This window comes from uncultured Idiomarina sp. (genome assembly GCF_964010655.1).
GTDB classification, from domain to species: domain Bacteria; phylum Pseudomonadota; class Gammaproteobacteria; order Enterobacterales; family Alteromonadaceae; genus Idiomarina; species Idiomarina baltica.
The window spans coordinates 16,242-34,052 of sequence record NZ_CAXGLS010000012.1 but is presented as its reverse complement, the minus strand read 5'-3'; the positions used below and the strand labels follow the sequence as shown (position 1 = coordinate 34,052).

Below are 17,811 nucleotides of genomic sequence, written 5' to 3'. Positions count from 1 at the left end.
GTGTCAGGCGCGCTATGTACTTGTATCACTACGGGCTAAATCAACTGCCGTTTACCATTACGCCCAATACACAGTTTTATTGTGAGCTAAAGAGTCACGATCAAGCTGCTAAAGTGGTATTAACGGCATTGAATACCGGTGAAGGCTTTATCAAAGTGACCGGTGAAGTCGGTACGGGTAAAACGTTGCTATGCCGCCGTCTGTTGGAAGAAATTCCCGATTATTTTTACACGGCTTACGTACCAGACTCCTATCTTAATCCCGATCAATTACGTCGTGCTGTTGCGCAAGAACTTGGAGTTGAAACTGCGGATATTGAAAGTGAGCATCCTTTAGCTCGCGCACTGCAGGATAAACTGCTCGAAATTAACCACGCGGGACGTGCAGTGGTACTTATCGTGGATGAGGCGCAAGCGCTACCAGAAGATAGTTTAGAAGCATTAAGATTGCTATCTAATTTAGAAACTGAATCACGTAAATTGCTTCATATTATTTTGGTCGGACAGCCCGAACTTGATGAACGGCTAGCCCAGCATAACTTTCGGCAGCTCAGGCAGCGTATTTCGTTTTCGCATCGACTTACGGCAATGAACGCACGAGAAACTGCACAGTACATCGGCCACCGAATGCGCATTGCTGGCTATAAGGGGGAACCGATATTTTCAGCAGGTTTGGTTTCAGCCTTGTATGAGAGTAGCCGAGGTATTCCGAGACTCGTTAATGTGCTGGCGCACAAAATGCTCTTATTAGCCTATGGTGAAGGTCGTCGAAAGTTGTCACATAAAGATTTGAGGTTGGCAACGAAGGATACGTCAGATACGCGTTATCGTTCGCCGATGGTCAGACTGATCATTTGGTCCATTCTACTGGTGTGTGTGGCCGTTTCAGCGATCGTTAGTTTAACTTTTGAACATCCAGCGTGGCCGTGGAACTCTGTCGCATGAGTATATTGAATAAGGTATTAAAAGATTTAGATAAACGCGGTCAAAAGCCCGGCGAAGCAGAGAGTGTCGGCGGTTCTGCTGTTGCGGGTCCCTCTTCGCGTACCCCTTGGGTGGTTGCAATCGTTGCCGTAGTGCTACTTGTGATTGCATTAATTTTCGGCGCCCTAAGTTGGGATCGCTGGGTCGAAAATGAGACGGTAAATGCACCTCAACCGGTGCCAAAAGTGAGTGAGCCGGAGCCAGTTGAGTCGACTAATAATTTCGCACGTCCAGCGCAAACCGAGACGCAAACTGAAGCGCAAGCGGTGACACAATCATCGAGCAGGCAACAACCGGTTGAACAGCATTCCCCTGCGGCTGAGCAATCTAAAGCGGATCATTCGACGCATACTGCACAAGTACCGCCCACGTCTTCTAGGACAGAACAGCCGCAAGCAACAGAGTCAACGGAGGTTGATGATGCGCAGGAAGCCGTGCCTGAGAGCGAAGTAGAGCCCACGCCGACACTCGTGCGAAAAACGGTACAACTGTCACCGGAGCAAGTCATCACGCGGGAAATAAATGCTGCAAAACAGACCGCCGAGCAAGGCTTATTGAGCGAAGCGGTGAAACATTGGCAGAAAGTGCTCAGTATCGATCCGGGCCACATCGAAGCGCGGCGACAATTGGCCGCGTTACAATTCGGCCGGAATCGTTGGCAGGAAGCATTAGCCGTGCTTACTCGCGGTTTGGAAGTTAATCCCCAAGCCCATGAATTAAGACTGCTCGCGGCTAAGATGCTCGATAAGCGGCAGCAACCAAAACTCGCGTTGACCATGCTTAAGCAAGCGCAACCGCAGGCTAGTCGTCATTTGGAGTATTACCGGCTTAAGGCTCAGCTAGCTCAACAACTGAATCAGTGGACGCTAATGGCCGACAGTTATCAGTCGCTGGCACAGGCTCAACCGACAGAGGGGCGTTGGTGGTTAGGGCGGGCAATAGCTGCGCAACAATTGGCTCAAAAGGATGCGGCGATTCGTTTCTTTAATCGAGCAAAAGAATTAATCCAACATGCACCCACGCTCGAATTTATCGAGCAACAACTCAACTTATTGGTAGATCAAGATGAAGCGACCTCGTCTTAAAATGCGATTGGGTGACTTGCTGGTTCACGAGCAAGTCATCAGCGAAGCACAACTCGAAAGTGCGCTTAAAGAACAGCAAATCAGTGGGCGCAAGTTGGGTGCGACGCTCAGTGATCTTGGCTACATTACCGAAGAGCAACTGCTCGACTTTTTGGCTCAGCAACTGAAACTAGAGCGTGTCAGCGTTGCTGACCGTAAAATTAATCCAAAGGATGTTCAGTTACTACCTGAAGTTCAAGCACGACGCTATCGAGCGCTGGTGATCGAAGCGAACGATGAAAGTGCGCTAGTCGGGATGAGTGATCCCGCCGATCTTGCAGCGGTCGATGCGGTGACTCAGCATTTATCGCCCCGTGAGGTGACCTTAGCGGTCGTATCCGAAGCTGAGCTCTTATCGGCATTCGACTCTCTATATCGTCGCACTAAAGAAATAGAAACCTTCGCAAGTCAACTACAAACCGAATATGAAGAAACCGCTGATTTTACACTCGGGTCAGATAGCTTAGATGACGACGACGATGATGCGACCGTCGCGAAGTTATTAAAGTCGATTTTTGAGGATGCAGTACAAGTTCGAGCGTCTGATATTCATATCGAGCCTGATCAAAAAATGCTGCGTATTCGCCAGCGTGTCGATGGCGTATTACAGGAAAATGTGCTTGATGAAACGAACATCGCGAATGCGCTCGTTTTGCGATTAAAGCTAATGGCGGGGCTCGATATTTCGGAGCGACGACTACCGCAAGATGGCCGCTTTAATATCAAAGTCAAAAAGCACAGTATTGATGTGCGGGTATCAACGATGCCAGTGCAGTATGGTGAAGCCTGTGTCATGCGTTTGCTCGACCAATCGAGTGGTATCTTATCGCTGGATCAAGTTGGTATGCCGCCTGATATTCTCAAGCGCGTCCGCCATCTAATTCATCGACCACACGGTATGTTACTTGTCACGGGGCCAACGGGCTCGGGTAAAACGACAACGCTTTACGGTGCTCTAAGTGAACTTAACACGGAAGAGAAGAAAGTGATCACTGTCGAGGATCCCGTTGAATATCGTTTACCGAGGATTTCGCAGGTCCAAGTGAGTAATAAGATTGGACTTGATTTCGCTCGCGTGTTGCGCACGACACTTCGACAAGATCCAGATATCATCATGGTGGGTGAGATGCGTGACCACGAGACGGTAGAAATTGGTCTACGTGGAGCAATTACAGGTCACATGGTGTTATCGACGCTACACACTAACGATGCGATTACCAGTGCCATGCGGTTGATTGATATGGGGGCGCCATCGTACCTAGTAGCGGCTGCCTTGCGGGGTGTGATTGCGCAGCGACTTGTCAGACGAGTATGTGAGCGGTGTGCGCATGACGATACGCCCGATGAGGCACAGCGCGCGATTCTTGAACATTTAGAAAAGGGTAGTTGCAACCAAACCTTTAAGAAAGGTGTCGGCTGCCAGAACTGTAACCATACGGGCTATCGAGGTCGGATCGGTGTATTTGAATTGCTTGAGATGAATAGCGCGATGATGGACGCTCTGCGGCAAGAGGACACCCAACGCTTTGCTGAAGCGGCCAAACATGCGCAGGGCTACCGATCGATGGCCAATGTCGCACTGGACTTTGCCAAGCAGGGCGTTACCAGTATTGATGAAGTATTGTTCTTGGCAGAAAGTGTCGAGGAAAATTTTGCGGCTACCAACGTAAGCGAAATCGCACAACGTAGCGAGAGTGATGACTAACCATGCAGTTTAGCTACAAAGCCAGAGACAAAGCCGGCGCGCTTCAACAAGGCACAGTAGAGGCAAATGATGCCAAAAGTGCCGCGCAAGCACTCATGCAGCGTGGGCTGATCCCGGTTGATGTAGCGGTTAGTAAAGGCAAACTTCAAGGCGGTAAAGCGAGCGCGCCGAGAGGTTCATTATGGATGCAACTGAAAGCATTAACCGAGCCGAGCGTCGAGCTGGATCAACTCATTATATTTTGCCGTCAGATGTATTCATTGACCAATGCCGGTATCCCCATTCTGCGCGCCATCGAGGGACTCGCCGATACCACCCAAAATAAGCGCTTGGAGCGCGCCTTACGTGATGTTCATAGTCAATTGGAGCGCGGCCGCACGTTGTCAGCAGGTATGGCGCAGCATCCTAAAGTCTTCTCACGTCTTATTGTCGCTATCGTGCACGTTGGCGAGAATACCGGTCAACTAGAGGAGTCATTTGAGCAACTCGCCCTCTACCTCGAAAAAGAGCAAGATACGCGTAAGCGTATCAAGGCAGCGACACGCTACCCGACCTTTGTGATGATTGCGCTTGTGGTTGCATTATTCGTTTTAAACATATTTGTTATTCCAACGTTCGCCAATATGTTCAGCCGTTTTAACGTCGAGTTACCTTGGGCGACGCGAGCACTGCTGGGAACCTCGGAGTTTTTTGTGGCCTACTGGCCGTTGATGCTTGTCGCAATGGTGGCGGCGTTTTTTGCTGTGCGCGCCTATGTGAATAGCCCTTCCGGTCGGCTATTTTGGGACCGTTGGAAATTAAGAATGCCGATTATCGGCTCGATTCTTGAGCGTTCGATACTGTCTCGCTTTGCACGCAGTTTCGCGGTTATGCTGTCGGCGGGAGTCCCCTTAACGCAGGCGCTTTCATTGGTGTCTGAAGCCGTTGATAATGCCCACATGGAGCGCAAAATTTTAGACATTCGGCGCACTATTGAGCGTGGCGAGAATTTGTCTCGTGCCGCACGACAGTCCAAACTTTTTACGCCGCTGGTATTACAAATGATCGTAGTCGGCGAGGAAACGGGTCGAAGCGATACGCTGTTAAAAGAGGTCGCTGATTATTATGAACGAGAAACGGATTACGATTTAAAAACGCTGACTGCGCGTATTGAACCCGTCATGATTGGTTTTGTGGCGGTGTTAGTATTAATTCTTGCGCTGGGTATCTTCACGCCGATGTGGGATATGATGAATGCGTATCAGGGGCGGGGATGAAAAGCCAAGCGCAAAGCGAGCAGAGTTTTCGCAGTTTGTTACAAAACGTTGTTGTTATAATCAGCGTATTGGTGCTATCCGCAGTCGCGTTATGGATTTGGTTCGCGCCGAGCGACGACAATGGGTGGCAAGAAACACAACGAGATATGGAACTGCGGCGTTTTAATGACACCTTATTACTGGCTCGGGCGGAATGGATGCGGCGGGGTCGTCCGACACATGTATCACTTAACATAAGTAGTAGTGAAGAAACTATACAAATGAATGCGCGTGGCTGGCCTGCCGTGCAACAAGGTTGTGTAACACTTTGGCAACGTCTTGCTGATGTGCCACGCCAGCTAACTGCACGGGTTGAGGGCAATCGATGTATTTTCAGTATTAATGAAAAGCCTTGGCAAGTATATGACGCTGAGACAGGTCAAGTTCGTCCAAAAAATGTCGGATCTGACCTATGAATTGTAAAAATGTCGTTATACAATATCATGAGAAATGATAAAGGACGCTGACTATGGATAAACGGCAACACGGTTTCACAATCATCGAGTTAATCATCGTGGTGGTGATTCTTGGCTTGCTCGCCGCATCGGCACTGCCGCGCTTTACCGATGTGACAGCGGATGCGGAAGACTCTGCTATCGAAGGCGTCGCGGGTGGTTTTGCCAGTGCTGTCGGCATCGTACGTGGCGAGTGGGAGCTACGAGGTCGCCCTAAAGGCGGCACAAACGGCGCAGGCGCTCAGTTGCAGATGGATGGTGTTCCCGTGTATGTCGACGGTGATACCGGCTATCCGGTGAGTGGTAATAATAGTTCGGCAACTGATGCAACGTTAACCAATGCCGATTGCCGTACTGTGATGACCGCAATCTTGCAAGGGTCACCGACCGTGATGGCAGAAGGTGATAGCGGTTCTATCGATGAGTATCGATACTATACGTATGCAACCGATGATCCGAACGGTAGTGCAGCACAAGGACAGGCTGCCAATCAAGTTTGTGTTTATTATTTAGTGAACACGATAAAAGGAGTTAGCCCTTTACCCACGGGTAACGACTTTCAGACAGTTGGAAACTCGTTTGTATATAACCCTAGGAATGGTGGTGTAAACGTGTTCAGTAATAATAACTAACACCGCACCTGAATATTTTTTTAATGGAGAAAGTAATCATGCGTAATCAAAAAGGCTTCACGCTCATCGAGCTAATTATCGTTATTGTGGTGCTCGGTATTCTTGCCGTGACTGCCGCACCTCAGTTCTTTAACTTCTCGGGTGACGCTCGTGAGTCTGCAGTTAAAGGTTTGAAGGGTAATATCCAAGGCGCTTACCAAACGGTTTATGCGAAAGCGGCGGTTGATGGTGACTTTTCTACCGCTATTGGTGATGTAACTATTGCTAACGGCTATCCTACAGCTACTGCGGATGGTATTGTGAAAGCAGCATCACTGGATTCTTCTGAGTGGGTGAGTCTTGTTGACCCAGATGACCCAGATGACCCAGATGACTCAACAGTTATTTATATCGGTCCTGCAGGTTATATTGGTAATAATGGTGCAGCTGTTACCGATTTTACAGAGATTGGCGGAACTGCTGACAATGGTTGTTATGTATCTTACCAACAAACTGATAGTGCAGACACACCACCAACAGTCGCAATCGACGTTAGCGGCTGCGGCAACTAATCCAACCATCTTTTAATGGTCGAATCTCGGCTCGCCGCCTTGGCGGGCCGAATATCTAAGGTCTCTCCTATGAAAGGCTTCACCCTAGTAGAACTCATTATTGTTTTAGTAGTGGTGGGTATTCTCGCGGTTGGCGCCTCACCGTTGTTCATTGGCTCGGGCGGCACCGAAAGCTTAGTATTACGCGAGCGAACCTTGTCTATTCTGCGTAATAGCCAGCTCAAAGCAATGCAGAATACCTCATTGGTCTGTACCGCGGTTGTTTTGCAACCCAACTCTCTTGGACAAGCGACTTCTACAAACTGTGGCGTTGCCACCTCGACATTCAGCCTAGATCCCGACGACGCACGTCAAATCGCAGATTTTCAAGGAAAAACGTTTACGGTCACCAACAGCACGAACACGAATGTCGCTTTACCGACAGAAATAGAGTTCGACTCACTGGGTCGCCCCCGTGATGAATCTGGCTTAGTCTGTAGCGGCGCACAACCGTGCCGATTCACCTTCACCGAAACCAGTGGCGCAAGTCAGTCAGTCTGTATCAACCGCGAAGGTTATATCTATGGCTGTTAAAGAGCTCAAGCCACAGCGTGGTTTCACGCTTATCGAGATTATCGCAGGCATTGTTGTCGTGGGCATTATCACGCTGGTCGTAACGGCGGGCATGGGACCGCTGTTTAAACAAAGCGTTAATCCGTGGCAGCAAGTGCGCGCCGCCGAGCTGGGTCAAAGTTTGATTAATGAAATTCTATCGCGCCGTTTTGATGAAAACGGGTCTAGTGCCGTTGGCGAGGCTCGTTGCGGCGAAACAGGTGGACCGAGTTGCACGACGATCCCCAATGACTGCAGTAATACAAGTTATCGAGAGGAGGCGTCACGAGAGAACTTTGACGATGTGGACGACTATCACTGCCTGGAACTCTCGGGGAACCAAGTCGCTGATACGTTAGCGAATGACCTGACCGACGATTATCGACAGTTTCGTTTGCAGGTGCGCGTCGCGGTCGAGCAACCAGATAGACTCAAGCGTATCGAAGTTACTGTCATTACGCCACAAGGGCAGAATATCGACTTCTCGGCGTTCAGAGGCAATTGGTAATGCGTAATAGAGGCTTCACGCTCGTTGAGTTAGTCATTGTCATTTTGCTATTGGCAATTATCGCCATTTTCTCGTTTCAGTTTGTGGGTTTCGGCTCACAGATGTTTGTCAGTGGAGCCGAGCGAGTACGCGTACTCGATCAAAGTCGATTTGTGATCGAACGTCTAACGCGAGAACTGAGAAATTCGGTACCGAATAGTGCACGGGTTACTCCCAAAAATATCGGCAATAATACCGCAATACAGTGTTTAGAGTTTGTCCCGACACGCGTAGCAGGTACCTATTACGACGCACCGTTTCGTAATAACCAACCCAATACGTTAACCTTTGTTTCATTGGCCAACTGGTCTGTTATCGAAGTGACTGACAGACTCTATATTTACGCGACGCGTACTAATCATGTTTACGCCAATAATTCTAATCGATACGAGCAGGTCAATGCACAAACAACTCGTTCTGGCAATGTGACTGAGCTAACGTTGGCGAGTAGCAACGCGCGCTATGGTCAGCGTTCGCCGCGTCAACGCCTGTATATCGGACGTACGCCCGTCAGCTATTGTGTTGAGGGACAAAACATATATCGTTACGCTAATTATGGCTGGTCGCAGCAGCAGCCTACGCCAGCCAATGGGCGATTTGCGGGTGTCACAGGCACGCTAATGGGGAACGACTTGGCGAATTTAGTTAATAACGCGCCGGCTTTTCAAGTAGATGAAACCACCTTGTTGCAAAATAATATTGTGCATCTGTTCCTGCAATTTAATAGTATAGATAATGAACAGTTGTTTTTTAGTCAAGAGGTTCATATTCCCAATGCGCCCTAGTTATCAATCACAACGTGGCAGTGCGTTGATAGTTGCTATATTCGTGATCGTGGTAACTAGTCTGCTGGTGGCAACGCTTTCGGGTCTCTTACGTACCAGTAACGAAAGTGTTGTAACTGAGGTGTATGGCACACGGGCATTCACTGCAGCGCAAAGTGGTTTGCAGCAGGGGATGAATCAATTATTCCCGTTAGATAGCGAGATGCAAGCTTGTCCTGCCGTAGACACGTCTATGGATTTTAGCGATGCCAAGGGCCTGCAGAACTGCGAAGTTAGTATTCAATGCATGAGTGATAATTACGAATCTGATACACATTATCGGTTGATAGCAACGGGAGAGTGCACAGTCGGAGCACAAGTCACGACACGTGTGTTAGCAATGGAAGCGAGGACATTAGAATGAGACGGATGAGTTTATGTTTGCTGATGTTTTCGTTATTTGCGGCTTCTGCGGTGTCACACGCCAAACAGTATGAGTTTCCAAAAGATATTGGGAAGAAGAACAAGCCTTTTGAGCAATGCACGGCTGTTAATGCAAATTCAGGTGGAGTGAGCATCACTTGTCCAGGAAGTGTTTTTACTGCGCTGAATGGCTCGGATGAAATTAGGTTTAAGAAGACCTCTCAAGCAGAGCTTATTATTACGGGTAATACCGTCATTAAGTCAACTATTAACAACAAACAGTCAATTCCTCTGTTGCTCCGCTTTCAAACACAGAATTCGGTAAAGATAGATGCCTCATCAACCATCAAAGCGGATATTTTTGCTAACGGGAGTATTACTTCTGACGGTGTAATCGATGGCAACCTCTATACTGACAAGGATCTCATTAACAACCGCGTTATCAACGGTAATGTCGATGCTGAGGGAAACATTAGAAATAATGGCAGTGGTGTCATTAACGGAAGCATAAATGTCGATGGCGATCTTTGGAACGATGGTCAAATAAACGGTACTTATGCCAACGCAAAGTGTACCGATAGTAGTCAGAGTAATGCTTGTGGTAATAAACCACTCAATGTCGACGAAACCTGTAATATCAATGCAAATGAAGGACCGTGCACAGGCGGAAACAATGTTGGGTATCAACTTGTTGGTGACTGGCACTTTGATGAATCGAGTTGGACAGGCGAGCCGGGCGAAGTTCTTAACAGTGCTTCGAGTTCCTTGTCGGGAACCGCTGTCGGTCAGCCTACGACGAGTTCATTTTCGCCGGCGATTGCTGGGAATATCGGAACGTGTCGTTATGGGCGTTTCGGGGGCGATGACTTTGTAAGAGTTCCACAACCCCAGCAGCTTTCAGCTTCTGAAAGTGTCAGTCTTTCAATGTGGTTTAATATCAGCGCATCAGCACAACGCTCATCGTCCGAACGATATCAAACACTATTGATTTATGGTGAAGGACCCACCGAAGGACCTAACGGGCGTTTTGAAGTTTATAGACGGGTGTCTGATGGCGCGTTGTACTTTGAGATTCGCGATAGTTTAGACCGGATTCACAACGTCTCGGTACCTGGTCAACAGGTATTTGATGGCAACTGGCATCATATAGCGGCAACCTATGATGCGCAGTCGGACGATATTAACCTCTATATTGATGGCGTACTTAAAGCAACCGCTGGAGTGAGTAATAGATCGCTTAACCCACTGTCATCCCGTGCTAATTTATATATTGGCGGGCAGTCATTTGCTGGCCATGGCGTCAACGGCTCAATTGATGAGGTCACAGTCGCGACCGGCGTGTATTCCAGTCAAAAAGTGAATCAACTCTTTAATCGTAGCCGCCCGTGCGGAGCTGTAGATACGCTTAAACAGTGTTCAGATATTTGGGACCAAGCGCTAACGTCCGGAAATAATAGTCTGGTAAATATTCGTCCCGATGTTCCCCCATACGGACAGCAGTTACCGAGAACGCTAGATCCCATCGATTATTTACGTCAAGGCTCATTTGCAAACGTAGGCGAAGACTACCAGACACCTGCGCCAACTTCTCGGGTATACATTGATGGTTCCCTGACCATAGAACAAGGCGCTCGATTAAACCAGAACGATGATGCTGATAATTTCATGCTGATCGTTAACGGCGATTTAACCATTGAACGCGATGTGCGAATTAATGGCTATATCTACGCAACGGGCGATATTTTTCTTGCGAATGCCGGCGAACCTTGGTTTTTATTTTGTTTCGAGGCGAATACATCGATCGTAAATGGTGCCCTTGCCGCTGCCGGTGATATTTACCAGACAGGTTGTGGTCAACCCGCACAGATTAACTATCAACAACCTGGTGTAGATATTCAAGGTGGAGGCTATTGTACTGTCGGCACCGCAGCGCCTCTTCAGCCGATATTGAAGTGGTCAATGAATGACGGTCCATGGACAACAAATACAGACGTGCTTGATGGCTCGAAGAATTTACTCAATGGACAAGCAAAACAGGGACTTGAATGGCAACAAGCAAGCGCAAGTTCTGCCTTACCAGTCGACGAAAACGGCATGGGTACGTGTGGGTATGGGTATTTTAAACGCTCCGCCAAGCAGTATATAGAGCTGCCCGATGATCCGGTTCTGGACTTGACCAACGAATATACGATAGCGCTATGGGCTCGGTATAGCACGACACCAGACTCCGGGTTAATGACTCTGGTGAGTAAAGATACTAATTACGAGTTGCACGTAACGTCTTCTGGTCAAATTAACTGGTGGTGGCAAGGACAAAGGGGTGTCCATTCCCTAACCAGCACGCAACGGTTTGATGATGGTGAATGGCATTACGTCGTCGCTCGTTTTAAATCAGGTAAGCAAACATTAACCGTCGATAACGAAGTCATTATCGACGCCTCGATTAACGATAAACCAACAACAAACAATAGCTCGCTTCGGTTAGGAGCGGACAAAGAAGGAGATGGTAACCGCTTTTTTGATGGCGCTATTGATGAGTTCCAAATGTTTGATAGCTATTTATCTGGCAACGATATAAAACGCTTGATGGACCAACGGAGTGTTTGCCAAGCAAGTGGCAATCAATGCTATTCATTGAATATGGCTGGGCAAGTGTTTGGCAATGACTGGCTGAGTTATTCCAAGGACGAAAATTACTCACCTAAGTTAGTTGAAGCTCACAATGAGCAATATTTAGAACTGACTGATAATCAGAATAATCGAGCGACTGCGGTAACGTTACAGAAGGCATTTCCGGGTAAAGGGCATCGCATTGAAATTGAGTTTAAACTATACGCTTGGGGCTCGCAGTCGCCAGGCTTCACCGGTGCAGATGGTATTGCTTTAGTACTGTCTGATGCGAGTCGTATTAGTAATGGTAATCCACGAGCGGGCAGTTATGGTGGCTCTCTAGGTTACGCTCAACGTAATGGTGGTGTGCCCGGTTTTCAAGCCGGTTGGCTTGGTATTGGCTTTGATGAATATGGTAACTTTTCACAAAGCAACGAAGGTCGAGTTGGCGGCTTTAATCGATTGGTCCCCAATCGTGTCGGCGTTCGTGGGGCTGATTCAACGAATTACAAGTTCTTAGACGCCTCAGAGGAACTTGATCCTGCAATTGATTCGCCAGCGAACCAAAACCCAAATTCTGTGTTTAACCCTAAACCGGGACATACCTATAAAGTCTTGATCGATGGAACGGGTGATAATCCAAGTATCGAGGTACTACGTAAGCTGGACGAAAACGGCGCGAACAATAATTTTGTCAGTATTTTGAAGCTCGATGATATTCAAGATCAGCCGCAGATGCCCGAACAGGTGTATTTAAGTTTTACCGGTAGTACTGGAGGCGAGACGAATTATCATTGGATTAAGGACTTGTCAGTTTGCTCAATTCCTGGCTCTCCAAACGAGCAGGACGTGCATCATTATCAACTGGCATTCAACCAAAATGCAGTTTTATGCAACGGTGCCGAAGTAGCGGTTAAAGCGTGCGCTAATGCCGATTGCTCGGAAACGTTTAATCGTCCTGCATCAATTGAGCTTGGTACTGATAACGGAAACTTCTCACCGTCTTCGCTGAGTTGGCAGGCGACGAGTTCGCAGTTACTAACGCAGTTGAACCCTACTCAGGCGGGCGTTGCCAACCTATCGGTAACCAATCAAAGCTCGCCACAACCGGCTAACCCGACAGTGTGCTTAGTGGATGGCGTGGTAGACGATTGTCAAATCGCAATTAGCAATGCTGGGTTTGTATTCTATGATGCTGGTTTACAGAGCACGCAAATACCACGGCAAACGGCGGGAATTCAATCTGAAGGTGTTACAATTCGCGCTGTAGAAACGAACACCAATACACTGCAGTGTCAAGCGCTGACAAATAACTTAACGCAAGTTGAAATGCAGTTGGAGTGTGTGGATCCAAACCAATGTCGTTCAGAAAGCGAGTATTTGGTAAGCGGCCAAGTGGGCTCCGAGCTTACGGCTGCAAATGCAACCGACTTAATTGCGGGTAACTATCAAAATGTAGCGGTTGAATTTAATGACAGTAGAGCGAATTTAGCGATGCGGTATGATGATGTAGGCGCGGTGAAGCTCTCGGCGAAAGCAACTTTGAGCAACGGTGTTACGCTGCGCGGCGATTCAAACACTTTTGTTTGGCAACCGCACCATATCAATATGCAATCGAGCCAGCTAGATACTGATTTATCGAGTTCAACTGAGATTTTAGCTAAAGCAGGCGATCCGTTTAAGGTCGTGTTAACGGCACGTAATGCGCAAGATCAGATTACCCCGAATTTTGGCCTTGAACAGGTGGCTGAACGACTGATTATACAAGAGACAGCGACCGCTGCGCCGCCAGTAGCTAATAACGACGGCTCGTTGGAAAATGGAGTACAATTTTCGCGTTCAGCATTAGGTACCTTTACTAATGGTCAGGTTACCTACTCTGAAGTCGGTAATGCTAATATTACAGCACAAGTAGCCCAACAGAATGGCGGCGGGTATCTATCTCAGTGGCAAGATACTAGCGACTTGCTTGAAACCCCGTTTGTTGTCGGTCGATTTATTCCGCACCACTTTACGCTTGAGGCGGGCACTGGCTTTGCAAATACCTGTGGAGCGCAACCGTCGTATTACATTGGTGAGCCACAAAGCTTGCTACCTATCCAACTCGTGGCACGTAACGCTAGCGGTAATATCACTCGTAATTATGCGAGTGATTTGGCAAAAGCGTTCTTGGAGTTTGCAGCGTTTAATGTCAATGGCCAATCGTTTAATTTGCGAGTTACGCCAAACGCTCAAGAGTCGAGTTTAGTGGGTCCAATTGACTGGGACGATTCGGCTGGCAACTGGGGCTACGGGTTGTTAAACAATGCTCAAGCAACGTTTTTACGTAGTGACGCTGAAGAGGGACCTTACGAGAACTATACCCTTGGGATTCGCATAAACGATGGGGAAGGGGATCATTATTATAGCCAACTTGAGAACACCGGTTTATCGGCACCCGCAGACGATGATTACGTAGATGCGGATTATGCTGCTTTTGATTCGGCGGGGCTGGTGTTTGCTCGTATGGTACTCAACAATGTCGCATCAGCAATCAGCGACCCACTACTCATTCAGGGACACGTTGAGTTCTGGAATGGCAACGAGTACCAACTCGACGAAAACAATAACTGCTATACCGTTGCAAACAATGCGTTTTCGGAAGAGAGGTATGTGGTAGAAGAGGGTGCAGAAACACCGGGTGTTGACCTTGAACTTGGTCCTATAGCGGATACTGCTGATAACTCAGTAACGCTGAGCGGTGGTCGAATTCAGTCAGTGGAGCGGGGAGATGACGAAAGTTTGCGCTGGTTGCCGGCAGACGAAAACCTCCAATTTGAATTTGACTTAGAGGTTCCCCCCCATTTGCAGTACGACTGGACGGGTGACGGTGTTTATGATGAGAACCCAACTGCACTTGGAATTTTTGGTATTTACAGTGGCAGTGATCGGCAAATCTATTGGCAAGAGGTCGGTTTGTAAGTAGCTACTTACTCATTTGTAGGCAATTTACCGAGATTCTTCCTTGCGCTTTTGTTGACAAGCAAATAGCATAAGGCAAAGTTGTTACACATGCGCGACGTTAACGACGTTTACCAATAAATATTCGAATAAAGAGCGCTGGTAAGGCTTAACGTCTCTACCGCTTTATTACTTTCAAGCTTGGAATGGGAACATGATGCGACTGGCTCAACTGGCCTTAGTGATGGCCTCGACTTTGACAATCGCTTCGCCGGCTTTTGCTCTGCAAGAGCAACAGCAGTCAATGACGGTGGAGCAGATCTCCGACAAGATCACGAGTTTGCAAAATGAATACGATAACTATACGCAAACGGTGCAACGTCTTAAAGACGAAGCCGAGCAGCTGGAACAAAAGCTAACCTCGCTGCGCGAACGCAATCAAACGCTCGAGAAACAAAGACAAACTGCGTTGCAAGAAATGAACAACCGCTATCAACAGCTGGTGGATGATCCGACAATTGATATTGCGGGTGCTCAGCAAGCGTATAAAGAAGCCGTTATGGCTCATCAGCAAAACAAGAAAGATATAGCAACACAGATACAATTAGTTGATGACAAACAGCAAGAAGTTGAGGAAGCGCGAGTCAGCCGTCACGCACTGCTCAATGAGATCGAGTCGCTGAAAGATCAGCGCGAGGTGGCTCGTGTAGAGCGTTTGGAACGTGAATTCAACCAAACGGGTGAGCTCGAAGTGAGTCAGTCGATTGTGTGTGACCGTGAGGAAACACTCAGCCAATGCGAGACGCGTGGTAAATTATTAGCCAAACAAAAGGCCTCGAAGCAATACCTCAACGAAATCGTAAGTGGCTTGAGCGAGGCCGAGCAGGCTCGTCAAAACCTTGAGCAAGTGAGCCCCAATGTTCAGATCCTAGGCTCCAAGACAGTCAGTAATGGCTTTAGTGGACAAGGAAACTACGGTGTAAAAATTGCTGTTGAATTACGTGGACAGCTTCCTCGTGCACAAGCTTGCCGATTGCTTGAAATCGACGCGCGATACTGTGTCGTTGAAAATGCCGAACAGGCCAGCACAACCCAGACGAATGCAGGGTCATCGAGCGATGCCGTCATGCATCCTCTTACTTTGCGCTCAAACGTGTACGACGATGAAGTGTTAATTGATGGCGTCAGCTATGGCTCAACACCCATTGAGATCATGTTGCCTCGTGGGGAACACCGCGTTGAAGTTCGTAAGTATGGTTATAGTTCATACAGTGACGTCATTCGGCTGAGCGATGCGCAATCTATTCGCGCTGAATTAGAAAAATCGGACTACTCGTTTACGCGTGGTGAAAAGGTTCAAGATATTTTATTTCGTGATGTCAGAGGGCCTGAACTTGTAGTCGTACCGGCCGGTAACTATCAAATGGGCGACTTAAGCGGTGATGGTTTACCTAACGAACGTCCTGTGCAAACCGTAACGATTGACGCACCTTTTGGTATCAGTGATACAGAGGTGACGGTGGGAAAGTTTCGTGATTTCGTTAATGATACCGCCTATGTCACAGAAGCAGAGAAGAACGGTAATTGTGCTGAACTGAACAACGGCATGCCGAAAATGGACGGTACGTTAAATTGGCGCAGTCCAGGATTTCAGCAAACAGAGAATTCACCGGTTGTCTGTATTAGTTATGAAGATGTAAAGGCATACACGGACTGGTTGTCAGACAAAAGCGGTTTCGATTACGATATCCCTTCTGAGAAGCAATGGGAATATGCGGCTCGCGCTGGCACAGAAACTGACTTTTGGTGGGGAGAAGACGTTGGCGTGAAAAACGCTAACTGTCGCCACTGTGGGTCTGAATGGTCAAATGAGCGTTCAGCACCTGTTGCTCAATTCGCGCGTAATCCGTGGGGGTTGTTCGACACCGTAGGTAATGTCTGGGAATGGACTCGCTCTGAAGACGGACAAGTTGTCCGTGGCGGTGCATGGAACTTTGCACCTAGCCTAGCGCGTGTTTCGACGCGAATGGAACTTCCAGCAGATTTTAGTTCTAACTATATTGGGTTTCGGGTAGTACGAGCGCAATAATGTGCGCTTGATTGCAGTTTTTAGCACTTTTTTTAGGGATTTACCGCTACATGTTTAAGAAAATTCGCGGCTTGTTTTCAAACGACTTATCCATCGACTTGGGTACTGCCAATACGTTGATTTATGTAAAGGACGAGGGCATCGTGCTTAACGAGCCATCTGTCGTGGCTATTCGACAGGAGCGCTCAGGTGGACCTAAAGCAATTGCAGCCGTGGGTGCAGCAGCGAAGCAGATGTTAGGCCGTACTCCTGGCAACATCAAAGCGATTCGCCCGATGAAGGATGGTGTTATCGCCGACTTTTATGTGTGCGAAAAAATGCTTCAGTTCTTTATTAAGCAAGTGCATGACAGCCATTACTTTAAGCCAAGCCCACGCGTATTGGTCTGTGTTCCTTGCGGCTCGACGCAAGTAGAGCGCCGCGCAATTCGTGAATCAGCGTTAGGTGCTGGCGCACGTGAAGTTCACCTTATTGATGAGCCTATGGCTGCCGCGATTGGTGCCGGCTTACCAGTATCTGAGGCGACGGGTTCGATGGTTGTTGATATTGGTGGTGGTACAACAGAAGTCGCGATTATTTCATTAAATGGTGTAGTTTACTCATCATCTGTTCGTATTGGTGGTGACAAATTTGATGAAGCCATTATTAATTATGTACGTCGTAACTTTGGTGCGTTGATTGGTGACGCGACAGCGGAACGAATCAAACACGAAATCGGCTCCGCATTCCCAGGTGAAGAGCTGAAGGAAATCGAAGTGCGCGGGCGTAACCTAGCGGAAGGCGTACCGCGCTCGTTCACACTCAACAGCAATGAGATTCTCGAAGCTTTACAAGAGCCGTTAATGGGTATCGTTAGTGCCGTGATGGTTGCACTTGAGCAGTCGCCACCCGAGTTAGCGTCTGATATTTCGGAGCGTGGAATGGTTCTAACAGGCGGGGGGGCTTTACTAAAAGATCTCGACCGTTTGTTAATGGAAGAAACCGGCATCCCTGTTGTGATTGCAGATGACCCACTCACTTGTGTAGCACGTGGAGGCGGTAAGGCACTTGAAATGATCGCCATGCACGGCGGTGATTTGTTTAGTTACGAGTAAGTCAATTT

At 48.1% G+C, this 17,811-nt stretch carries 14 protein-coding genes; all 14 read left to right on the top strand.

The genetic code is table 11. The annotated features are described in order from the left end of the window. Positions 1 to 14: 14 nt before the first annotated feature. The 14 genes from ABNS04_RS05010 (at position 15) to ABNS04_RS04945 (ending at position 17,803) form a co-directional block, all read left to right on the top strand. On the top strand, positions 15 to 944 hold the full coding sequence (locus ABNS04_RS05010; RefSeq protein WP_006956816.1) for an AAA family ATPase: 930 nt from the start codon (positions 15 to 17) through the stop codon (positions 942 to 944). Then, complete coding sequence (locus ABNS04_RS05005) at positions 941 to 2,068, top strand: tetratricopeptide repeat protein (RefSeq protein ID WP_272977552.1); 1,128 nt, start codon at positions 941 to 943, stop codon at positions 2,066 to 2,068. The genes ABNS04_RS05010 and ABNS04_RS05005 overlap by 4 nt, the downstream gene beginning before the upstream one ends. Then, positions 2,049 to 3,812 carry a GspE/PulE family protein gene (locus ABNS04_RS05000; RefSeq protein ID WP_006956812.1) on the top strand — a complete coding sequence of 588 codons (1,764 nt, stop codon included), beginning with the start codon at positions 2,049 to 2,051 and terminating at the stop codon, positions 3,810 to 3,812. The genes ABNS04_RS05005 and ABNS04_RS05000 overlap by 20 nt, the downstream gene beginning before the upstream one ends. Before the next feature lie 2 nt (positions 3,813 to 3,814). Further along, entirely contained in the window at positions 3,815 to 5,068 is a 1,254-nt protein-coding gene (locus tag ABNS04_RS04995) for a type II secretion system F family protein (RefSeq protein ID WP_006956810.1), read from the top strand. After that, positions 5,065 to 5,523, top strand: coding sequence for a hypothetical protein (locus tag ABNS04_RS04990; RefSeq protein ID WP_272977722.1), 459 nt, complete (start codon positions 5,065 to 5,067; stop codon positions 5,521 to 5,523). The genes ABNS04_RS04995 and ABNS04_RS04990 overlap by 4 nt, the downstream gene beginning before the upstream one ends. A 53-nt stretch (positions 5,524 to 5,576) precedes the next feature. Beyond that, the gene (locus ABNS04_RS04985) at positions 5,577 to 6,194 is read left to right on the top strand and encodes a prepilin-type N-terminal cleavage/methylation domain-containing protein (protein ID WP_006956806.1); all 618 of its coding nucleotides are present in this window, start codon (positions 5,577 to 5,579) and stop codon (positions 6,192 to 6,194) included. A 38-nt stretch (positions 6,195 to 6,232) separates the two neighbouring features. Then, positions 6,233 to 6,745, top strand: coding sequence for a type II secretion system protein (locus ABNS04_RS04980; RefSeq protein ID WP_272977721.1), 513 nt, complete (start codon positions 6,233 to 6,235; stop codon positions 6,743 to 6,745). Positions 6,746 to 6,814: 69 nt separating this feature from the next. Next, complete coding sequence (locus ABNS04_RS04975) at positions 6,815 to 7,318, top strand: prepilin-type N-terminal cleavage/methylation domain-containing protein (protein ID WP_272977720.1); 504 nt, start codon at positions 6,815 to 6,817, stop codon at positions 7,316 to 7,318. Continuing rightward, entirely contained in the window at positions 7,308 to 7,844 is a 537-nt protein-coding gene (locus ABNS04_RS04970; RefSeq protein WP_272977719.1) for a type II secretion system protein, read from the top strand. The genes ABNS04_RS04975 and ABNS04_RS04970 overlap by 11 nt, the downstream gene beginning before the upstream one ends. Next, positions 7,844 to 8,668 carry a type II secretion system protein gene (locus ABNS04_RS04965; protein ID WP_272977718.1) on the top strand — a complete coding sequence of 275 codons (825 nt, stop codon included), beginning with the start codon at positions 7,844 to 7,846 and terminating at the stop codon, positions 8,666 to 8,668. The genes ABNS04_RS04970 and ABNS04_RS04965 overlap by 1 nt, the downstream gene beginning before the upstream one ends. Beyond that, entirely contained in the window at positions 8,658 to 9,071 is a 414-nt protein-coding gene (locus ABNS04_RS04960; protein ID WP_006956797.1) for a hypothetical protein, read from the top strand. The genes ABNS04_RS04965 and ABNS04_RS04960 overlap by 11 nt, the downstream gene beginning before the upstream one ends. Further along, complete coding sequence (locus ABNS04_RS04955; protein WP_348671212.1) at positions 9,068 to 14,641, top strand: DUF6701 domain-containing protein; 5,574 nt, start codon at positions 9,068 to 9,070, stop codon at positions 14,639 to 14,641. Before ABNS04_RS04960 ends, ABNS04_RS04955 begins: the two co-directional genes overlap by 4 nt. A 193-nt stretch (positions 14,642 to 14,834) precedes the next feature. Further along, positions 14,835 to 16,709 carry an SUMF1/EgtB/PvdO family nonheme iron enzyme gene (locus ABNS04_RS04950; protein ID WP_272978363.1) on the top strand — a complete coding sequence of 625 codons (1,875 nt, stop codon included), beginning with the start codon at positions 14,835 to 14,837 and terminating at the stop codon, positions 16,707 to 16,709. Between the two features lie 50 nt (positions 16,710 to 16,759). After that, on the top strand, positions 16,760 to 17,803 hold the full coding sequence (locus tag ABNS04_RS04945) for a rod shape-determining protein (protein ID WP_006956882.1): 1,044 nt from the start codon (positions 16,760 to 16,762) through the stop codon (positions 17,801 to 17,803). The last annotated feature ends 8 nt before the right edge of the window (positions 17,804 to 17,811 follow it).

Bases quoted from the DNA above. Each gene is read 5' to 3' on its own strand.
- ABNS04_RS04950 (WP_272978363.1), top strand. From the start codon at position 14,835: ATGATGCGACTGGCTCAACTGGCCTTAGTGATGGCCTCGACTTTGACA.
- ABNS04_RS04960 (WP_006956797.1), top strand. From the start codon at position 8,658: ATGCGCCCTAGTTATCAATCACAACGTGGCAGTGCGTTGATAGTTGCT.
- ABNS04_RS04975 (WP_272977720.1), top strand. From the start codon at position 6,815: ATGAAAGGCTTCACCCTAGTAGAACTCATTATTGTTTTAGTAGTGGTG.
- ABNS04_RS05005 (WP_272977552.1), top strand. From the start codon at position 941: ATGAGTATATTGAATAAGGTATTAAAAGATTTAGATAAACGCGGTCAA.
- ABNS04_RS04985 (WP_006956806.1), top strand. From the start codon at position 5,577: ATGGATAAACGGCAACACGGTTTCACAATCATCGAGTTAATCATCGTG.
- ABNS04_RS04990 (WP_272977722.1), top strand. From the start codon at position 5,065: ATGAAAAGCCAAGCGCAAAGCGAGCAGAGTTTTCGCAGTTTGTTACAA.
- ABNS04_RS04955 (WP_348671212.1), top strand. From the start codon at position 9,068: ATGAGACGGATGAGTTTATGTTTGCTGATGTTTTCGTTATTTGCGGCT.
- ABNS04_RS04970 (WP_272977719.1), top strand. From the start codon at position 7,308: ATGGCTGTTAAAGAGCTCAAGCCACAGCGTGGTTTCACGCTTATCGAG.
- ABNS04_RS04995 (WP_006956810.1), top strand. From the start codon at position 3,815: ATGCAGTTTAGCTACAAAGCCAGAGACAAAGCCGGCGCGCTTCAACAA.
- ABNS04_RS04945 (WP_006956882.1), top strand. From the start codon at position 16,760: ATGTTTAAGAAAATTCGCGGCTTGTTTTCAAACGACTTATCCATCGAC.
- ABNS04_RS05010 (WP_006956816.1), top strand. From the start codon at position 15: ATGTACTTGTATCACTACGGGCTAAATCAACTGCCGTTTACCATTACG.
- ABNS04_RS05000 (WP_006956812.1), top strand. From the start codon at position 2,049: ATGAAGCGACCTCGTCTTAAAATGCGATTGGGTGACTTGCTGGTTCAC.
- ABNS04_RS04965 (WP_272977718.1), top strand. From the start codon at position 7,844: ATGCGTAATAGAGGCTTCACGCTCGTTGAGTTAGTCATTGTCATTTTG.
- ABNS04_RS04980 (WP_272977721.1), top strand. From the start codon at position 6,233: ATGCGTAATCAAAAAGGCTTCACGCTCATCGAGCTAATTATCGTTATT.